This window comes from Streptantibioticus ferralitis (genome assembly GCF_029223525.1).
GTDB lineage: Bacteria > Actinomycetota > Actinomycetes > Streptomycetales > Streptomycetaceae > Streptantibioticus_A > Streptantibioticus_A ferralitis.
The window spans coordinates 54198-71307 of record NZ_JARHTQ010000006.1 but is presented as its reverse complement, the minus strand read 5'-3'; the positions used below and the strand labels follow the sequence as shown (position 1 = coordinate 71307).

At 70.5% G+C, this 17110-nt stretch carries 16 protein-coding genes; 12 read left to right on the top strand and 4 right to left on the bottom strand.

Translation table 11 applies throughout. From position 1 onward, the window contains the following. Positions 1 to 3 precede the first annotated feature (3 nt). Positions 4 to 720 carry a hypothetical protein gene (locus tag P2L57_RS11245; RefSeq protein WP_275812143.1) on the bottom strand — a complete coding sequence of 239 codons (717 nt, stop codon included), beginning with the start codon at positions 718 to 720 and terminating at the stop codon, positions 4 to 6. A gap of 13 nt (positions 721 to 733) precedes the next feature. Beyond that, positions 734 to 1315, bottom strand: a complete 582-nt coding sequence (locus P2L57_RS11240; RefSeq protein WP_275812140.1) for an RNA polymerase sigma factor — start codon at positions 1313 to 1315, stop codon at positions 734 to 736. 203 nt (positions 1316 to 1518) lie between these two features. Here P2L57_RS11240 and P2L57_RS11235 point away from each other — a divergent pair, with 203 nt between their 5' ends. From P2L57_RS11235 to P2L57_RS11215, 5 genes are all read left to right on the top strand, one after another. Beyond that, positions 1519 to 2346 carry an SAM-dependent methyltransferase gene (locus tag P2L57_RS11235; protein ID WP_275812137.1) on the top strand — a complete coding sequence of 276 codons (828 nt, stop codon included), beginning with the start codon at positions 1519 to 1521 and terminating at the stop codon, positions 2344 to 2346. Positions 2347 to 2441: 95 nt separating this feature from the next. Continuing rightward, positions 2442 to 3620, top strand: a complete 1179-nt coding sequence (locus P2L57_RS11230) for an acyl-CoA dehydrogenase family protein (protein WP_275812134.1) — start codon at positions 2442 to 2444, stop codon at positions 3618 to 3620. 176 nt (positions 3621 to 3796) lie between these two features. Further along, entirely contained in the window at positions 3797 to 5944 is a 2148-nt protein-coding gene (locus P2L57_RS11225) for a serine/threonine-protein kinase (protein WP_275812131.1), read from the top strand. A 150-nt stretch (positions 5945 to 6094) separates the two neighbouring features. Beyond that, positions 6095 to 7198, top strand: coding sequence for an NAD(P)H-dependent flavin oxidoreductase (locus P2L57_RS11220; protein ID WP_275812128.1), 1104 nt, complete (start codon positions 6095 to 6097; stop codon positions 7196 to 7198). Between the two features lie 18 nt (positions 7199 to 7216). After that, a complete protein-coding gene (locus tag P2L57_RS11215; protein WP_275812125.1) occupies positions 7217 to 8749 on the top strand; it encodes an acyl-CoA synthetase in 1533 nt (510 codons plus the stop codon). A gap of 460 nt (positions 8750 to 9209) precedes the next feature. Here P2L57_RS11215 and P2L57_RS11210 read toward each other — a convergent pair whose 3' ends face one another. Next, positions 9210 to 10868 carry an acyl-CoA synthetase gene (locus P2L57_RS11210; RefSeq protein WP_275812122.1) on the bottom strand — a complete coding sequence of 553 codons (1659 nt, stop codon included), beginning with the start codon at positions 10866 to 10868 and terminating at the stop codon, positions 9210 to 9212. A gap of 179 nt (positions 10869 to 11047) precedes the next feature. On the opposite strand from P2L57_RS11210, the gene P2L57_RS11205 reads away from it, so the two are divergent. The 5 genes from P2L57_RS11205 to P2L57_RS11185 all read left to right on the top strand — a co-directional run bounded on the left by P2L57_RS11205 (position 11048) and on the right by P2L57_RS11185 (position 15356). Continuing rightward, positions 11048 to 11851 (top strand): crotonase/enoyl-CoA hydratase family protein, encoded by an 804-nt coding sequence (locus P2L57_RS11205; RefSeq protein ID WP_275812119.1) that lies wholly within the window; start codon positions 11048 to 11050, stop codon positions 11849 to 11851. 27 nt (positions 11852 to 11878) lie between these two features. After that, positions 11879 to 12838, top strand: a complete 960-nt coding sequence (locus tag P2L57_RS11200; RefSeq protein WP_275812116.1) for a Zn-ribbon domain-containing OB-fold protein — start codon at positions 11879 to 11881, stop codon at positions 12836 to 12838. Continuing rightward, positions 12838 to 13860: a thiolase family protein gene (locus P2L57_RS11195; RefSeq protein WP_275812113.1), complete on the top strand. Its 1023-nt coding sequence runs from the start codon at positions 12838 to 12840 to the stop codon at positions 13858 to 13860. The genes P2L57_RS11200 and P2L57_RS11195 overlap by 1 nt, the downstream gene beginning before the upstream one ends. Next, on the top strand, positions 13857 to 15023 hold the full coding sequence (locus tag P2L57_RS11190; RefSeq protein WP_275812110.1) for a thiolase family protein: 1167 nt from the start codon (positions 13857 to 13859) through the stop codon (positions 15021 to 15023). The genes P2L57_RS11195 and P2L57_RS11190 overlap by 4 nt, the downstream gene beginning before the upstream one ends. A 93-nt stretch (positions 15024 to 15116) precedes the next feature. Next, positions 15117 to 15356, top strand: a complete 240-nt coding sequence (locus P2L57_RS11185) for a DUF397 domain-containing protein (RefSeq protein WP_275812107.1) — start codon at positions 15117 to 15119, stop codon at positions 15354 to 15356. 196 nt (positions 15357 to 15552) lie between these two features. Here the strand turns inward: P2L57_RS11185 and P2L57_RS11180 are convergent, their stop codons facing one another. Continuing rightward, the gene (locus P2L57_RS11180) at positions 15553 to 15987 is read right to left on the bottom strand and encodes a VOC family protein (protein WP_275812104.1); all 435 of its coding nucleotides are present in this window, start codon (positions 15985 to 15987) and stop codon (positions 15553 to 15555) included. Between the two features lie 138 nt (positions 15988 to 16125). On the opposite strand from P2L57_RS11180, the gene P2L57_RS11175 reads away from it, so the two are divergent. Then, positions 16126 to 16521: a phospholipase domain-containing protein gene (locus P2L57_RS11175; RefSeq protein ID WP_275812102.1), complete on the top strand. Its 396-nt coding sequence runs from the start codon at positions 16126 to 16128 to the stop codon at positions 16519 to 16521. A gap of 58 nt (positions 16522 to 16579) precedes the next feature. Then, positions 16580 to 17080: a hypothetical protein gene (locus P2L57_RS11170; protein ID WP_275812099.1), complete on the top strand. Its 501-nt coding sequence runs from the start codon at positions 16580 to 16582 to the stop codon at positions 17078 to 17080. Positions 17081 to 17110 lie beyond the last annotated feature (30 nt).

Below are 17110 nucleotides of genomic sequence, written 5' to 3'. Positions count from 1 at the left end.
ACGTCAGGGCGAGGCGCGGGCGATGCGGCCGCTCAGCGCGGCGGACGGTCGGGGGATGGGTCCGAAGTCGCCCTCCCCGCAGTCGACATGGAGCCGGTCGATGACCCGCTCCAGGGCCGCGGGCAGTTGCGGGGTGACCCCGCGGTGCCACTGCACCAGCAGTTCGCGCCGCGCCGTCTCCGACAGCAGCAGCGGCCCGTTCGCGCGGGCGGGGGCGCCGTACGTGTGCGGGGCGGCTGGCGGCCGGGTGGCCTGTCCGCGCCAGTGGTCGGCGTCGCGGAACTCGCCGCGGCGGCGGTGGTCGAGGAAGAGGCAGTAGGCCGCCGTACGGCTGCCGCCGCCGGCCGCGAACCGCCACCAGAACTCGGCCGCTTCACCGCGCCCGGTCAGATGCAGCAGAACGCCGAACACCAGGGCGCCCTCGGGGTCGATCCGGTCGTCGTCGACCAGCCGGTCCAGGCTGGCCGCGGCCTCGGCCGCGTTGAGCACCAGCGCGCAGGCCAGGTCGAGTTCATGGCGGGCCTGTTCGTGCGCGGTGGGATACGGCGCGGGTCCCGCGGCGGCGCCGGTGGCCACCGGTCCTGGTCCGACGGGGGCGCTCAGGCTGCGGGCCACGGCCTCCCGGGCGGCGACCGGGTCGTAGTCCTCGTACTCGTGCGCCAGCACCTCGGCCCCGCCGAGCAGGGTCTCGATGCCGTCGCAGCCGCGGCTATGGTGCATCTGCGCGTCCCCCTCACTCCCGCCACGGAATCCCCAGCTGTGCGGCCAGTTTCCTCCTCGCGATGCTCGCGTGCGACCGGACGGTGCTCTCCTCGACACCCAGCAGTGCGGCGATGAACGCGTCGTCGTAGCCCAGTGCGAAACGCAGCACGATCACATCGCACTGCCGCTCGGGTAACTCCGAGATGGCCGAGTACAGGCCGATCCTGCTCTCCAGGACCGCGAACTGCTCCTGTGCCTCACGCAGTGCCCGGGACACGGCGTCGAAGGCGGCGGTCTCGGTGAGCGCCACCGGGCGGTTGTGCGCGCTGAGCCAGTCGGCCACGTGCTCCTTCAGTACGGTCCAGGCGTAGAACGGCACCGACTCCTGGCGCAGCACATGCGGCCAGCAGGCGGCGAGTTGGCGCGATATGGATCCCTCTATCAGCAGGGCGGCGGCACGACTTCCGGTGTGCAGATGGGCGTAGCGCAGCCACAGCAGGTGGTGGGTGTCGTGGAAGGCCTCGAAGGTCAAGGCCAGGCGGCGCACGGGCTGCCGCAGCGGAGGGCCGGACGGACTGTCGGGCTCGGATGAGTGCGGGGGGTTGGTCTTCACGCGGTCCTCTGCGGGAATCACCACCGCGCCCGTCGATGACGGACGGCGGCGTCGGGGCGAAGGCGTTGTGCCCTCGCCTGTCAGCCAATCGGACAAACGACCCTGGTGTGTAACGCGGCCCCGAAAAAATCTTCCGCAGCGTAATGGTATGACTACTCCAACTCCTGCTTCGCAACGGTTCGCACGGGAGGAGCGGCACGGTCATGAGCGAGTACGAACACGGCTCGTCCGGCGTGGACTTGCGGCTGGACCGGGCGCATTCGGCCCGTATCTACGACTACTTCCTGGGGGGCAGGACGAACTTCGCCGCCGACCGGGAAGCCGCCGGGCAGGTCCTCGGCGTCTTCCCCGCGGCTCAACTCGCGGCGCGGGTCAACCGCGAGTTCATGCACCGCGCCACCCGCGCCCTGGCGAGTGGCGGTATGCGCCAGTGGCTGGACATCGGCACCGGCATCCCCACCCCGCCCAACCTGCACGAGGTCGCCCAGGGCATCGCGCCCGAGGCGCGGGTGGTCTACACCGACAACGACCCCATCGTCCTCGCCCACGCCGCCGCCCTGCTGTGCAGCCGTCCCGAGGGTCGAACGGCCTATGTCCAGGCCGATGTCACCGACCCGTCGGCGGTGCTGTCGGCGCCACAACTCCGGCGCACCCTCGACCTGGCGCGGCCGGTGGCCCTCAGCCTCAACGCCCTGCTGCACTTCGTCGACGACGAGCAGGGCGGCGGCGCGCACGCGATCGTGGAGTGCTTCAAGCGGGCGCTGCCGCCCGGCAGTACACTGGCCGTCTCGCACGCCACGGCCGACTTCGCACCGGAGGCGCTGGCCAAGGTCACCGCCATCTACCGGGCCGCGGGTACCGTCGTGCGGCCGCGCGATCGGGCGGAGTTCGCCCGGTTCTTCGACGGCTGGGAACTGATGGAGCCGGGCATCACGGTGTCCCACCGATGGCGCCCCGACGACCCGCTGCGAGCCGGCCGGTTCACCGATGCCGAAGTGTCCTGCTATGCGGCGGTAGCCCGTAAACCCTGAGTGACCGGCTCACGACCCTTCCAGGTTTCTGCAACGCGTTCTACTGTGTGCGCCGACACTGCGGGACCGCCGGGACGGAGACCTCAGGAGGAGCCGTGCACCTGGACTACACCCCCGAGCAGCAGAGCCTGCGCGACGAACTGCGCGCCTACTTCGCCACCTTGGTGCCCGACAACGCCTACGCCCGGCACCGCGATCAGGCGGGTCAGAAGGCGTTCTACCGCGACACCATCCGCCGCCTCGGCTCGGACGGCTGGCTCGGCGTCGGCTGGCCCTCGGAGTACGGCGGGCGGGGCCTGACCCCCATGGCGCAGTTCATCTTCTTCGACGAGGCCGCGCAGGCCGGCGTGCCACTGCCGCTGATGGCGCTCAACACCGTCGGGCCGACGATCATGCAGTTCGGCACCGACGAGCAGAAGGCGTACTTCCTGCCCAGGATCCTCGCGGGCGAGATCGACTTCGCCATCGGCTACAGCGAACCCGACGCGGGGACCGACCTGGCCGCGCTGAAGACACGCGCGGTCCGCGACGGCGACGCATACCTGGTCAACGGCCAGAAGATCTGGACCACCAACGGCGACACCGCCGACTGGGTGTGGCTCGCCGTCCGTACCGCCCCGGACGCCCCACCGCACCAGGGCATCAGCATCCTGCTCGTCCCCACCGACGACCCCGGCTACTCCTGCACCGTCATCAACACCCTCGCCGGACACGACACCACCGCCAGCTACTACGAGAACATCCGGGTACCCGTCACCAACCGGGTCGGCGAGGAGAACAAGGGCTGGCGGCTGATCACCACCCAGCTCAACCACGAACGCGTCACCCTCGCCGCGCACGGCACGATGGCCATCCGCGCGCTGCACGACGTACGGCGCTGGGCCGCGCAGACCAAGCTCGGCGACGGCCGCCGGGTCATCGACCTGGCCTGGGTCAGCGCCCGGCTGGCCCGCACCCACGCCAGGCTCGACGCGATGAAGCTGCTCAACTGGCAGATGGTGGACGCCCTGCAGCGCGGCACACTCACCCCGCAGGACGCCTCCGCGGTCAAGGTCTACGGCTCCGAGGCGCGCCGCGACGCCTACGCCTGGCTGATGGAGGTGGCCGCGGCGGCCGGTCCGCTGAAGGAGGGCTCGGCGGGGGCGCTGCTGCACGGCGAGTTGGAGCGGGGATACCGCAGTGCGGTGATCTTCACCTTCGGCGGTGGGAACAACGAGATCCAGCGGGAGATCATCTCGTGGATCGGCCTGGGCATGCCGAGGGTCCGCCGGTGACCGCCCCCACCCGGGGGCGGCCCGGCGCCTAGACCCCGGTCCGCGTCCGTCCCCGTAACGGTTGCGTGCGCCAGCGCGAACGCGGCCGTGATGCGCCGTGCCGTACCCTGCACGGCGCGGCCATACTGGAAACCGCCGGGTGACTGACGCGAAACAACGGGGGGCGGCGGCTTGCGATGGGGGAGAACAGGCTGATCCGGGAGCGATACCGGCTGATCGAGCTGATCGGCCGCGGCGGCATGGGCGAGGTCTGGCGCGCCCAGGACGAGGCACTGGGCCGCAAGGTCGCGGTCAAATGCCTCAAGCCCAGGAACACGTCCAGCGATCCGGCGCACACACGCGCCATGGAGATGCGGTTCCGGCGCGAGGCACGGGTGGCCGCCTCGCTACAGCACCGCGGCATCACCGTCGTGCACGACTTCGGCGAGGACGACGGGGTCCTGTACCTGGTCATGGAGTTGCTGGACGGCCGCAACCTGCTGCAACTACTGGACGACGGGCAGCGCATCCCGCTGCCGGTGCCCGATCTGATGGACATCGCGGAGCAGGTCTCCGCGGCGCTGGCGTACACCCATGCCCAGGGAGTGGTGCACCGGGACCTGAAACCGGCCAACATCATCCGCGTCCCCGAGGGCACGGTGAAGATCTGCGACTTCGGAATCGCGCGGCTCGGCCATGACATCGGCTTCACCTCCCGGCTGACCGGCACCGGCGTGGCAATGGGCACCCCGCACTACATGTCGCCCGAGCAGATCGCCGGGGGTGAGATCGACCACCGCAGTGACCTGTACTCCTTCGGCTGCGTGCTCTACGAACTGGCCACCGGCGCCCCGCCGTTCGACCTGGACGACGCCTGGGCGGTGCTGGTAAGGCACCGGGACGCCGCACCGGAACCACCGCGCCAGCGCCGTCCCGAGCTGTCCGAGCCGCTGGAGCGGCTGATCCTCGATCTGCTCGCCAAGGAGCCGGACGACCGTCCGCAGGACGCCTCGGTGATCGGCAAACGACTGGCCGCCATCCAGGCCACCGCGGAACGCGACGGCGAACTGCCTTACTGGGCCCGTGGGATGACCATCGGCGCCGAGGCCGTCGGGCGACGCCCGTCGCGCCCGGACGCCGAGGCCGCCTCGATCACCGGCGCCTGGTTCAACGCCGCCTGGGCCGCCCGACCGCGGCACACGCTCGACCCCGAACTGCTCGCCGTCCTGGCCAGCCGGCACAACGCGGCTTTGAGCCTGGGCAGGCTCGGCCGCTGGGCCGAGGCGGTGGAGGTGCACCGCGCCGTCACCCTGGCCCGTGAGGAGGCACTCGGCCCCGAGCACCCCGAGACCCTGGCCAGCCGCTACGAACTGGGCTTCGCCCTCAGCCGCCTCGGCCAGGCGCAGCAGGCGCTGAACGAGTACGAGCAGGTGGTCGCGGCCCGCACGAGGGTGCTCGGCGCCGACCACCCGCAGACGCTCGCCGCACGTCAGGAGACCGCCTTCGCCCTCGGCAGGCTCGGCCGCCACGAGGACGCCCACCGGGTCTACACGGACGTTCTCGCCGCACGGGAGCGCACGATGGGACCCGAGCACCCCGACACCCTGCGCTGCCGCCACAACCTCGCCTTCAACCTCGGTCGCCTCGGGCGGCTCCAGGAGTCCTACGAGACCGCCCGCGAGGTGGCCGCGGCCCGTTCCCGGGTGCTGGGCGCCAGCCATCCGGACACCCTGGTGACCCGCTTCGAAGTCGCCTACGCCCTGGGGCAGTTGGGCCGCTGGGAGGACGCGCTCGCCGAGTACCGCGACGTGGCCGCGGCCCGCACCGCCAGCCTCGGGCCCGACCACCCGGACACCCTGGCCGCCCGCTACGAGGTCGGCATCTGCCTCGGCCGACTCGGGCGCAGCGAGGAGGCACTCAAGCTCTACCGGGAACTGGCCGCCGTGCGCGCCCGTACCCAGGGGGCCGAGCACGCCGAGACGCTTCGGGCCCGGCACGGCCTCGGCGTCAACCTCGGCAGGCTCGGCCGCTGGAGGGAGGCGCTTGCCGAGGCGCGCCACGTGTGCGAGATTCGCGCCCGGGTGCTGGGCGCCGACCACCCGGACACCCTGGTGAGCGGACGTGAGGTCGCGGTAGCGCTCGGCTGGCTCGGCTGCTGGGACGAAGCCCTGGGCGCCTACCGCACGGTCGCCGAGGGGCGCGAGCGGGTACTCGGCGCCAACCATCCCGACACTCTGACCAGCCGCAACGACGAGGCCCACTGCCTGGAACAACTGGGCCGCGGCGCGGAGGCGGTGGAACTGTACCGGCGGGTGGCGGCCATCCGCCGGGAGTACGCCTCCTAAGCCGCCCGGAACCCCCGCCGGAACCGCCACACAAAGCCACCTCGACCGAGAATGCGACATCGCAAGGGAAACGCAACAGCGAACCCATGGATCTGACGTAACGTCAGAAAATCTCTTCCCCTCTAGGTCGGGCTGCGGCATCCTGCCCCCATGAAGACGGAGCTGAGCCAACGGCTGGGCATCGAGCACGCCATCTTCGGCTTCACGCCGTTCCCCGCGGTCGCCGCGGCCATCAGCAGAGCGGGCGGTCTCGGCGTGCTGGGCGCGGTGCGCTACGGGGCCGCCGACGACCTCGCCCGCGACCTGGACTGGCTGGACGCGCACACCGAAGGCCGTCCATACGGCCTCGATGTGGTGATGCCCGCCAAGAAGGTCGAGGGCGTCTCCGTGGCCGAGATCGAGGCGATGATCCCGGAAGGACACCGGCAGTTCGTCAAGGACACCCTGGCCCAGCACCGAGTGCCGGAGCTGGGCCCCGGCGAGGAGTCCGGCTGGCGGATCACCGGCTGGCTGGAAGAGGTCGCCCGCGCCCAACTCGACGTCGCCTTCGACCACCCGCTGAAGCTGCTCGCCAACGCGCTGGGATCACCGCCCGCCGATGTCATCCAACGCGCCCACGACAAGGGCTTGTTGGTCGCCGCACTGGCGGGCAGCGCCCGGCACGCCCGGCACCACCAGGAGGCGGGCATCGACATCGTCGTCGCCCAGGGCTACGAGGCGGGCGGCCACACCGGCGAGATCACCACCATGGTGCTGACCCCGGAGGTGGTCGGCGCCGTCGACCCCCTCCCGGTGCTGGCGGCCGGCGGCATCGGCACCGGCGAGCAGATCGCCGCCGGGCTCGCACTCGGCGCGCAGGGCGTCTGGCTCGGCTCGATCTGGCTCACCACCCGCGAAGCCAAGCTGGGATCACCCGCGCTGCTGCGCAAGCTGCTCGACGCCGGTTCCGGCGACACCGTCCGCTCCCGCGCCCTCACCGGCAAACCCGCCCGCCAGCTGCGCACCCGCTGGACCGAGGCCTGGGACGATCCGGCCAGCCCCGATCCGCTGCCGATGCCGCTGCAGGGGCTGCTGGTCGCGGAGGCGGTCTCACGCATCCAGCAGTACGAGGTCGAGCCGCTGCTCGGGACACCCGTCGGCCAGATCGTCGGCCAGCTGAACGCCGTACGCCCCGTCCAGGCCGTCTTCGACGATCTCACCCGCGGCTTCGAGCGCGCCATCACCCGTGTCAACCGGATCGCCGGTCGCGACTGACAAGGAGGTCGTCCCCCGATGACCCGACCTGCCAACGGATTCTGGACGCAGGCGGCCCAGGACCCGGACCGCGACATCCTCATCGCGCCGGACGGCGAGAGGTGGAGCGCGGCGCGGCTGCACGCCACCGCCAACCAGCTCGTCCACGGCCTACGGGCCGCGGGCCTCGGCCCCGGCGACGCCTTCGCCGTCGTACTGCCCAACGGCGTTGAGTTCTTCACCGCCTATCTCGCCGCCGCCCAGGCCGGTTTCTATCTGGTACCGGTCAACCACCATCTGGTCGGCCCGGAGATCGCGTGGATCGTCTCCGACTCCGGCGCCAAGGCGCTGATCGCGCACGAGCGGTACGCGCCGCAGGCGCAGGCCGCCGCCGACGAGGCCGCGCTCCCGGCGGACCACCGCTTCGCGGTCGGCAGCGCACCGGGCTTCCGGCCCTACACCGCACTGTTCGACGGCCAGCCGACGAACCCGCCGCAGGACCGGACCTCCGGCGTCGTCATGAACTACACCTCGGGAACCACCGGAAAGCCACGCGGCATCCGCCGCCCGCTCTCCGGAAAACCCCCGGAGGAGACCCATCTCGGCGGCTTCCTCGGGTTCTTCGGCATCAAGCCGTTCGATGGCAACGTGCATCTGGTGTGCTCGCCCCTGTACCACACGGCAGTACTCCAATTCGCCGCCGCCGCACTGCACATCGGCCACCCGGTGGTCCTCATGGACAAGTGGATGCCCGAGGAAATGCTGCGGCTGATCGACGAGTACGCATGCACGCACACCCACATGGTCCCGACGCAGTTCCACCGCCTCCTGGCACTGCCCGGCGAGGTCAGGCAGCGGTATGACGTGTCGTCGATGCGGCACGCCATCCACGGCGCCGCGCCCTGCCCCGAGCACATCAAGCGGGCGATGCTGGAATGGTGGGGGCCGTGCGTCGAGGAGTACTACGCCGCCAGCGAGGGCGGTGGGACCTTCGCTCCCGCCGCCGACTGGCTGAAGAAACCCGGCACCGTCGGCAGGGCCTGGCCGATCAGCGAGATCGCCATCTTCGACGACGAGGGGAATCGGCTGCCGCCTGGGGAGTTGGGCACGGTGTACATGTCGATGACCGCAGGGGGCTTCCGATACCACAAGGACGAGACGAAGACCCGAAAGAACCGCATCGGCGACTACTTCACGGTGGGCGACCTCGGCTACCTCGACGAGGACGGCTATCTCTACCTACGCGATCGCAAGATCGACCTCATCATTTCCGGCGGGGTCAACATCTATCCGGCCGAGGTGGAGGCAGCACTCCTCAAGCACCCCGCCGTGGCGGACGCGGCAGTCATCGGCGTGCCGCACGACGACTGGGGAGAAGAGGTCAAGGCATTCATAGAGCCCGCTCCCGGCCTGCGGGGTGACGCGGCGCTGGCCACGGATATTTTGGCGCACTGCGGGCGGGTGTTGGCGCGGTACAAGTGTCCCAGGTCTGTCGAATTCATCGCGGAGATGCCGCGAGACCCCAACGGCAAACTCTACAAACGGCGCCTGCGCCCCAACGGTTCCGGGTAAGGAATTTTCCCCCGCTCCCCCCGTTGGCGGTGCCCGCATCTTGCCGTTGCGCGGGGCGGCCTCCGGCCCGGTTGCGGTTCCGCTCGCGCTTGGCGGTTCCGGGTACGGAGATTTCCCTCCCTCCGACCCGTTGCCGGTGCCCGCATCTTGCCGTTGCGCGGGGCTGCTGTGGGGTCGGGGGCGGTCCGGGGTGTCTCCTCACTCCGGCTATCACCGCACAGTTGCGGTGCTTCCTGGGGTCGCTGCGGGGACACCCCGGCCCACCCCCTTCCGTGAGTTCCTGCGCTCGCGGCTGAGTGGGTGGGATGCGAACCCCGAAGGAGAAGAGGACCAAAAAGAATCGCACCCCCTGCGAATCGTGATGGCCACCGGCCCGCGACCCCGCCCCACGAACCAACAGCGCGCAACGGCACCCATCACGATCCCGGCAACGGGGGGAGGGCGGGAAATTTCCTGAACGTCAGCCCAGACGGACCGCCGCCGCCACAACAGAGCGAGCCCAGCGATAATCCGCCTTCCCACTCGGAGACCGCCGGATCTCCGAGGTAAGCACGAGCGCCCGCGGGATCTTGTACCCCGCAAGCCGCTCCCGACAGTGCTCCTGCAACTCGACGAGCGTCAAGTCCGCAACCCCGACGCAGGGTTGGACCACCGCGGCCACCCGATTCCCCCACCGAGGATCGGGAACCCCCGCCACGAGAACGTCATACACCCCCGGATGGGACTTGAGCGCCTCCTCGACCTCCTCCGGAAACACCTTCTCCCCGCCAGTGTTGATGCACTGCGACCCCCGCCCCAACACCGTCACAACGCCCTCCTCGTCCACCGTGGCGACGTCGCCAAGCAGCACCCACCGCTCACCCCGCGCATCCCGGAAGAAGGTCTCCGTGGTCTTGGCGGGGTCGTTGTAGTAGCCGAGCGGCACCTGCCCCCGCTGCGCCAGCCGACCGATCTCGCCAGGAGCGACGGGACGGCGGGTGGCCGGATCGACAACCGTCGTACGGGAGTTGACCCGAAGCCGAAACCCCCGGCGCGGCCCAGCGTCACCCGTGGCGGTGCCGTTGAACCCGGACTCGGACGAGCCGAAGTTGTTGAGGATCAGAACATTCGGCACCAGCGCCTGGAACTGCCCGCGCACCGTCTCCGACAGGATCGCCCCGGAGCTGGACAGGCTCAGCAGCGAAGAGCAGTCGGTCCCCTTCAACGGCCCGGCCAGCGCGTCGGCCAGCGGCCGCAGCATCGCGTCGCCGACCAGCGAGACACTGGTGACCCGCTCCCGCTCGATGGTCCGCAGCACCTCCTCCGGAACGTACTTGCGGTGTATGACGACCTTCTGGCCGAAGAAGAAACCGATGAACGCGGTGAGCGTCGACGTGCCGTGCATCAGCGGCGCGGTGGGGAAGAAGACCAGCCCGTCACCGCCCGCCGCCACCCGCTCGGCCAACTCCGCCGCCCGGCGTACCGGTTCGCCGGTCGGCGCGCCACCACCGAGGCCGGAGAAGAAGAGATCCTCCGCCCGCCACATCACGCCCTTGGGCATGCCGGTGGTCCCGCCGGTGTAGATGATGATCTGGTCGTCCCCGGACCGAGCCCCGAAGTCCCGCTCGGGCGACCCGGACGCTTCCGCATCCGCATACGAGACGACGTCCGGCAGCGCGGAACCAGCCAGCCCGGCAGGCGGCGAGGTCGGCTCGCCGACCCGTACCAGGTGCCGCAGCCTCCCCGTAGGCGCGGCCACCGTACCCGCGGCCACCGCCACCCGCTCGCCGAACTCGGCGTCGTACACCAGGGCCACGAGGTCGGCATCCCGGTAGAGATACGCCAACTCGTCGGCCACATAACGATAGTTGACATTCACCGGCACGGCGCGCATCTTCAGGCAGGCCAGTGCGGTCTGCAGGTATTCGACGCAGTTGTACAGATGCAGCCCCACATGCTGCCCCGGAGCGACGCCGCGCGAGGCGAGATGGTGGGCGATCCGGTTGGCGGCCGCGTCCAGTTCGGCGTACGTCAGTCGGCGCTCGGCGCCGGTACCGGGGTGGTCGACGTACACCAGCGCCTCGCGGTCCGGCACCACGTCGACGATGGATTCGAAGAGGTCGGCGAGGTTGTACTCCACGTTTCCTCCTGACCGGCGCCACCACGGGGACCACTGACCTGGCGGCCATTAGAGCGCCGACCGTCACAGGAGTGAAGACCCACCGTCCAAGAAATCTGACTGCTAGTCAGAAAACCGTTGAACTGCGCCCCGTCCTACTGCAACCTGTTCTACTGAGGTCCGCGACTGGAGGAGATGCGATGGGCGGGACCGAGCACCTCACCGTGGAGCGCGTCGGCGCGACACTCGTACTGACCCTGAACCGGCCGGAGGTGAAGAACGCCCTGTCGCTGCCCATGCTCGTCGGCCTGTGGGACGGCTGGGTCGAGGCCGACCAGGACGACGCGATCCGCTCCGTCGTGCTCACCGGCTCCGGCGGCACGTTCTGCTCGGGCATGGACCTCAAGGCACTGGCGGATGACGGCCGGTTGGATGGCCAGCAGTACCGCGCCCGCCTCACCGCCGACCCCGACCTGCACTGGAAGGCGATGCTGCGCCACCACCGCCCCCGTAAACCGGTCATCGCCGCCGTCGAGGGGCACTGCGTGGCGGGCGGCACCGAGATGCTCCAGGGCACTGACATCCGCATCGCGGGGGAGAGCGCGGTCTTCGGACTGTACGAGGTGCGGCGCGGGCTGTTCCCGATCGGTGGCTCCACCGTCCGGCTCGCCCGGCAGATCCCGCGCACCCACGCCCTGGAGATGCTGCTCACCGGCCGCCCCTACTCCGCGGCGGAAGCCGAACGCATCGGTCTGATCGGGCATGTCGTGCCGGACGGCGCGGCGCGCGAGAAGGCGCTGGAGATCGCCGAGTTGATCAACGCCAGCGGTCCACTGGCCGTCGAGGCGGTCAAGGCCTCGGTCTACGAGACCGCCGAGCTCACCGAAGCCGCGGGCCTCGCCAGTGAACTGGAGCGCGGCTGGCCGATCTTCGCCACCTCGGACGCCAAGGAAGGCGCCCGCGCCTTCGCCGAGAAGCGCCCCGCCGACTACCGGCGTGCGTGACCGCGGCGTACGGAAGGAGACACGCCCATGAGCCCTGCTCCCGCACCGGAGGTGCTCCGCGCGCCGCTGGTCGTCGAGTTCCCCTTCACCCGGTCCCTCGGCCCGGTGCAGAGCGCCTTCCTCACCGGGCTGCGCGAGCGCTCCGTGCTGGGCGTGCGCTGCCACGACGGCAGGGTCCTGGTACCACCGGTCGAGTACGACCCGGTCACCGCCGAGGAGATCCGCGAACTGGTCGAGGTCGCCGCCACCGGAACCGTCACCACCTGGGCCTGGAACCCCAGCCCGCGCCCGCACCAGCCGCTGGACACACCGTTCGCCTGGGCGCTGGTCACCCTCGACGGCGCCGACACGGCCATCCTGCACGCCCTCGACGCTCCCGGCCCCGAAGCCGTGCGCACCGGCATGCGCGTCCGCATCCGCTGGGCCGCCACCCGTACCGGCGCCATCACCGACATCGCGTGCTTCGAACCGTACGACGGTGCGCCGGGCGGCGAACCCAGGCCGTTCCAGGGCGAGTTCGCCGATCCGGTCAGCGGCATCGTGGTGCCCGCCCGCCTCGACTACACGTACTCGCCCGGCCGCGCCCAGTCGCGCTTCCTCGCCGCGCTGGCCGACCACCGGACCATCGGTGAGCGCTGCCCGTCCTGTCAGAAGGTCTACGTTCCGCCGCGCGGCGCCTGCCCCACCTGCGGCGTGGCCACCGCCGGACAGACCGAGGTCGGCCCGCGAGGCACGGTCACCACCTACTGCGTCGTCAACATCAAGGCGCAGAACCTGGACATCGAAGTCCCCTACGTCTACGCGCACATCGCCCTCGACGGCGCCGACCTCGCACTGCACGGCCGCATCGGCGGCATCCCGTACGACCAGGTGCGGATGGGGCTTCGGGTGGCGCCTGTGTGGACCGAAGGCGGCCGCTACCCCGACCACTACCGCCCGACCGGCGAGCCCGACGCCGACTACGACAGCTACAAGGAGCTGCTCTGATGCGAGAGGTAGCGATCGTCGCCTTCGCGCAGAGCGCGCACCGGCGCGACACCGCCGAGGTCTCCGAGGTCGAGATGCTGATGCCGGTGCTGCACGAGGTGCTCGGCCAAGTGGGCCTGACGGCCGGGGAGATCGACTTCACCTGCTCCGGATCGAGCGACTACCTTGCCGGGCGCGCCTTCTCGTTCACCATGGCGCTCGACGGCGTCGGCGCCTGGCCGCCGATCACCGAGTCGCACGTCGAGATGGACGGCGCCTGGGCGCTGTACGAGGCCTGGGTGAAGATCCTCACCGGTGAGGCGCGGACCGCGCTCGTCTACGCCTACGGCAAGTCGTCACCGGGCGCGCTGCGAGACGTGCTGACCCGGCAGTTGGACCCGTACTACGTCGCGCCGCTGTGGCCCGACTCGGTCTCGCTCGCCGCGCTCCAGGCCCAGGCCCTCATCGACGCGGGCGTGACCAGCGAGCCGGAACTGGCCGCGGTCGCCGCCCGCGGCCGTACCGCCGTCTCTTCCCGTTCGGGCGCCGACGCCGACGACTACGTCGTGCGCCCGCTGCGCCGCCGGGACTGCCCGCCGATCAGCGACGGCGCCGCGGCCGTCGTCCTGGCATCGCGGGACACCGCCCGCGGACTGTGCGAGCGCCCCGCCTGGATCCGCGGCATGGACCACCGCATCGAGGCACACAGCCTGGGCGTCCGCGACCTCGCGGACTCACCCTCCACCCGGCTGGCGGCGCAGCGGGCGGGCGCCTTCGACGCACCCGTCGACACCGCTGAACTGCACGCCCCGTTCAGCTGCCAGGAGGTCGTGCTGCGCCGGGCGTTGCGCCTGGACGACGCGGTCAACGTCAACCCCTCGGGTGGCGCGCTCGCCGCCAACCCGGTCATGGCCACCGGCCTGATCCGGCTCGGCGAGGCCGCGGCGCGCATCCACCGCGGCCAGTCAGACCGGGCACTCGCCCACGCGACCTCGGGCCCGTGCCTGCAGCAGAACCTGGTGGCCGTACTGGAGGGCTCATGACCAAGGAACCGGTTGCCGTCATCGGGATCGGCCAGACCAAGCACGTCGCCGCGCGGCGCGATGTGTCGATCGCCGGACTGGTCCGTGAGGCGGCCCGACGGGCCCTTGAGGACGCGGAGTTGGCCTGGGCCGACATCGACGCCGTCGTCATCGGCAAGGCGCCGGACTTCTTCGAGGGCGTGATGATGCCCGAGCTGTATCTCGCCGACGCCCTGGGCGCGGTGGGCAAGCCCATGCTCCGGGTCCACACGGCGGGCTCGGTCGGCGGTTCCACCGCGCTGGTGGCCGCCAACCTCATCGCGGCGCGCGTCCACCGCACGGTGCTCACCCTCGCCTTCGAAAAGCAGTCGGAATCCAACGCCATGTGGGGACTGTCGTTGCCGATCCCGTTCCAGCAGCCCCTGCTCGCCGGCGCGGGCGGCTTCTTCGCGCCGCATGTCCGGGCGTACATACGGCGCACCGGCGCGCCCGACACCGTTGGCTCACTGGTGGCCTACAAGGACCGGCGCAACGCGCTGAAGAACCCTTACGCGCACGTCCGGGACCCGGACGTCACCTTGGAGAAGGTGCGGTCCTCGCCCATGCTCTGGGACCCCATCCGCTACCTGGAGACCTGTCCGTCCTCCGACGGCGCCTGCGCGCTGGTGCTCAGCGACACGGCCGGGGCCCGGCGCGCACCGCGTCCGCCCGCCTGGGTGCGCGGCGGTGCGATGCGCAGCGAGCCGACCATGTTCGCGGGCAAGGACTACGTGTCCCCGCAGGCCGGGAAGGACTGCGCTGCCGATGTCTACCGGCAGGCCGGGATCGGCGATCCGCGTCGGGAGATCGATGTGGTCGAGATGTACGTGCCGTTCTCCTGGTACGAGCCGATGTGGCTGGAGAACCTCGGCTTCGCGGCCGAGGGGGAGGGCTGGAAGCTCACCGAGTCCGGGGTGACCGAACTCGACGGCGATCTGCCGGTCAACCCATCGGGTGGGGTGCTGAGCACCAACCCCATCGGCGCCTCGGGCATGATCCGCTTCGCCGAGGCCGCGCTCCAGGTACGCGGGCAGGCGGGCGAGCACCAGGTGGACGGCGCCCGGTTGGCGCTCGGCCACGCCTACGGCGGCGGTTCGCAGTTCTTCTCGATGTGGCTGGTGGGGTGTGAACGGCCGGATGCGTAACGGCCGGGGTGCCCGGCCTCGATGAACGGGCTGTCGGCCACCGTCCGCCCTCGCTAGGCTGGGCCGCGGACAACAAGCCGGAAGGGAGCGGACGTGGCTGACAGCACCATTGGACAGCCCATGGCCAACGGGAAGAAGCCGCAACTCGATTTGAGGGGTGCGGTATGGCAGTCCAGCAAAGAGGGAACCGGCGATGTCCAGATCGCCTTCGTGGAGGGCTACGTCGCCATGCGCGACGGTCGTAACCCGGATGGTCCGGCGCTGATCTTCACTCCGGCGGAGTGGAGCGCCTTCGTACTCGGCGCGCGGGACGGCGAGTTCGACCTCACCTGACGCTCATCCGAGCCGGGACAGCGGCTCCGGCAGCTCGCCCTCGTACACGACGGTGAGCTGCCGGGTGACCCGGGTGATCGCGACGTACAGATCATGTCCGCCCTGGGGGACTGCGCCAGGATCCCGGCCGGATCGGCCAGCACCACCCGGTCGAACTCCAATCCCTTGGCCTGACGTGACGTCAGGAGGAGGATGCTCAGTCGAGACAGAACTCGTTGCCCTCGATGTCCTGCATCACGATGCAGGACTCGTTGTTGCCATCGGCAAGCAGCAGTCGCACGCGTACCGCGCCCAGCGCGACCAGGCGTGCGCACTCGGCCTCAAGCGTGGCCAGGCGCTCTTCACCCACGAGCCCGGTGCCAACCCGCACGCAAAGATGCAGCCGATTCTTGACGACCTTGCCTTCGGGAACGCGCTGAAAGAACAGTCGCGGGCCCACACCTGAGGGATCAATGCAGGCGAACCATGAACCCTGATCCTCGGGCGGCCGCGAGCGATCGAAATCGTCCCAAGTGGCAAACCCCGCCGGTGGCGGCGATACGACGTACCCCAACACCTCGCACCAAAAACGAGCGACGCGCTCAGGTTCTGCGCAGTCGAAGGTGACTTGGAACTGCTTGATCGATGACATCGGCGCACCATAGCAAGGGGGGACTCTGTTGCTCATCTCCCCGTAGACATATGCATGTTGACGGGGAGATGACCCTTGAGAGCCACTGCTGTGTCGTGGGGTCGCGGGGGGTGACCCGATGTCGATGCCTCCAAGGGGTTGCCCGTCGTTCCGGACCAGACCGCGGCCACGGCCCTCGCCGCGATTTCCGAGGGCAGTCTGCCGATCCGGGGCCGCACCTACGGAGAAGACTCCTCCCGAGTGAGGACCGGAACCGCACCCACCCCGCGCCGAGCACGGGTGTCCATCGCGCCCTCGTCCCCCCAGCAGCTCACCCTCACCCTGACCAACGGCGGCCACACCGCCGTCGTCTTCACCGTCGGCGGCAACGCGGCGGACGGCAGCGGCTCCGGCAGCACAGCCACCGTCCAGCCCGGCGGCTCGCAGTCGATCACCCTCGGTGCCGCATCGGACGGCGGCTACGACTACACCGTCACCGCCGACATCGGCGACGGCTTCGAGCGGCGCTTCGCCGGACGTAGCTACCCGGCGTAACCGTCGCCCTGCCCGGGGTCCGGCTCGTGGCGGACCCCGGGACACGTACCATGTCCGCATGTCCTTCCTCCGCCGACGCAGCGCCGCCACGCCCACCGGCCCTGACTTCGACGTCCTGGCCATGGACCCGGGCGACTGGCCGGGAAACCTCGGTGCGGGGCTGCTGCCCGGACCGGACGGCAGCTGCCAGGGCATCTTCCTGCGGTACGACCTGTTCGGCGGTCGCGGCCCGGCCATGCTGATCGGCAATCTGCCGGAGGGCTCGCCCGCCCGAGAGCTGGCCGACGGCCAGGTGCCGTTCGAGGTGGCGCAACTGCTCGCCGCACTGGGCAACGATGAGCCGGTGCACGAGGTGGAGCGCGAGGACACCCCCGTCATGCACGGCGACAGCCTGCTGATCGTCCGCCGGATCAAGGTCAGCGAGGGCCGGATCGCCTGCGCCCAGTTCGACCGCAGCGACGGTGTGCAGGTCACCATCGCCACCTGGGACCGGCCGATCACCGACGACCTCTACCAGTTGCTCAAGCCGCTTCCGTCGGAGATGTTCCAGCAGAGCTGAGTCCACACGGCAGTGGCGCCCCGGCCAGGC

Coding starts and splice junctions, on each gene's coding strand:
- P2L57_RS11220 (WP_275812128.1), top strand. CDS start 6,095: ATGAAGACGGAGCTGAGCCAACGGCTGGGCATCGAGCACGCCATCTTC.
- P2L57_RS11235 (WP_275812137.1), top strand. CDS start 1,519: ATGAGCGAGTACGAACACGGCTCGTCCGGCGTGGACTTGCGGCTGGAC.
- P2L57_RS11225 (WP_275812131.1), top strand. CDS start 3,797: ATGGGGGAGAACAGGCTGATCCGGGAGCGATACCGGCTGATCGAGCTG.
- P2L57_RS11170 (WP_275812099.1), top strand. CDS start 16,580: ATGTCCTTCCTCCGCCGACGCAGCGCCGCCACGCCCACCGGCCCTGAC.
- P2L57_RS11200 (WP_275812116.1), top strand. CDS start 11,879: ATGAGCCCTGCTCCCGCACCGGAGGTGCTCCGCGCGCCGCTGGTCGTC.
- P2L57_RS11215 (WP_275812125.1), top strand. CDS start 7,217: ATGACCCGACCTGCCAACGGATTCTGGACGCAGGCGGCCCAGGACCCG.
- P2L57_RS11195 (WP_275812113.1), top strand. CDS start 12,838: ATGCGAGAGGTAGCGATCGTCGCCTTCGCGCAGAGCGCGCACCGGCGC.
- P2L57_RS11190 (WP_275812110.1), top strand. CDS start 13,857: ATGACCAAGGAACCGGTTGCCGTCATCGGGATCGGCCAGACCAAGCAC.
- P2L57_RS11180 (WP_275812104.1), bottom strand. CDS start 15,987: ATGTCATCGATCAAGCAGTTCCAAGTCACCTTCGACTGCGCAGAACCT.
- P2L57_RS11245 (WP_275812143.1), bottom strand. CDS start 720: ATGCACCATAGCCGCGGCTGCGACGGCATCGAGACCCTGCTCGGCGGG.
- P2L57_RS11205 (WP_275812119.1), top strand. CDS start 11,048: ATGGGCGGGACCGAGCACCTCACCGTGGAGCGCGTCGGCGCGACACTC.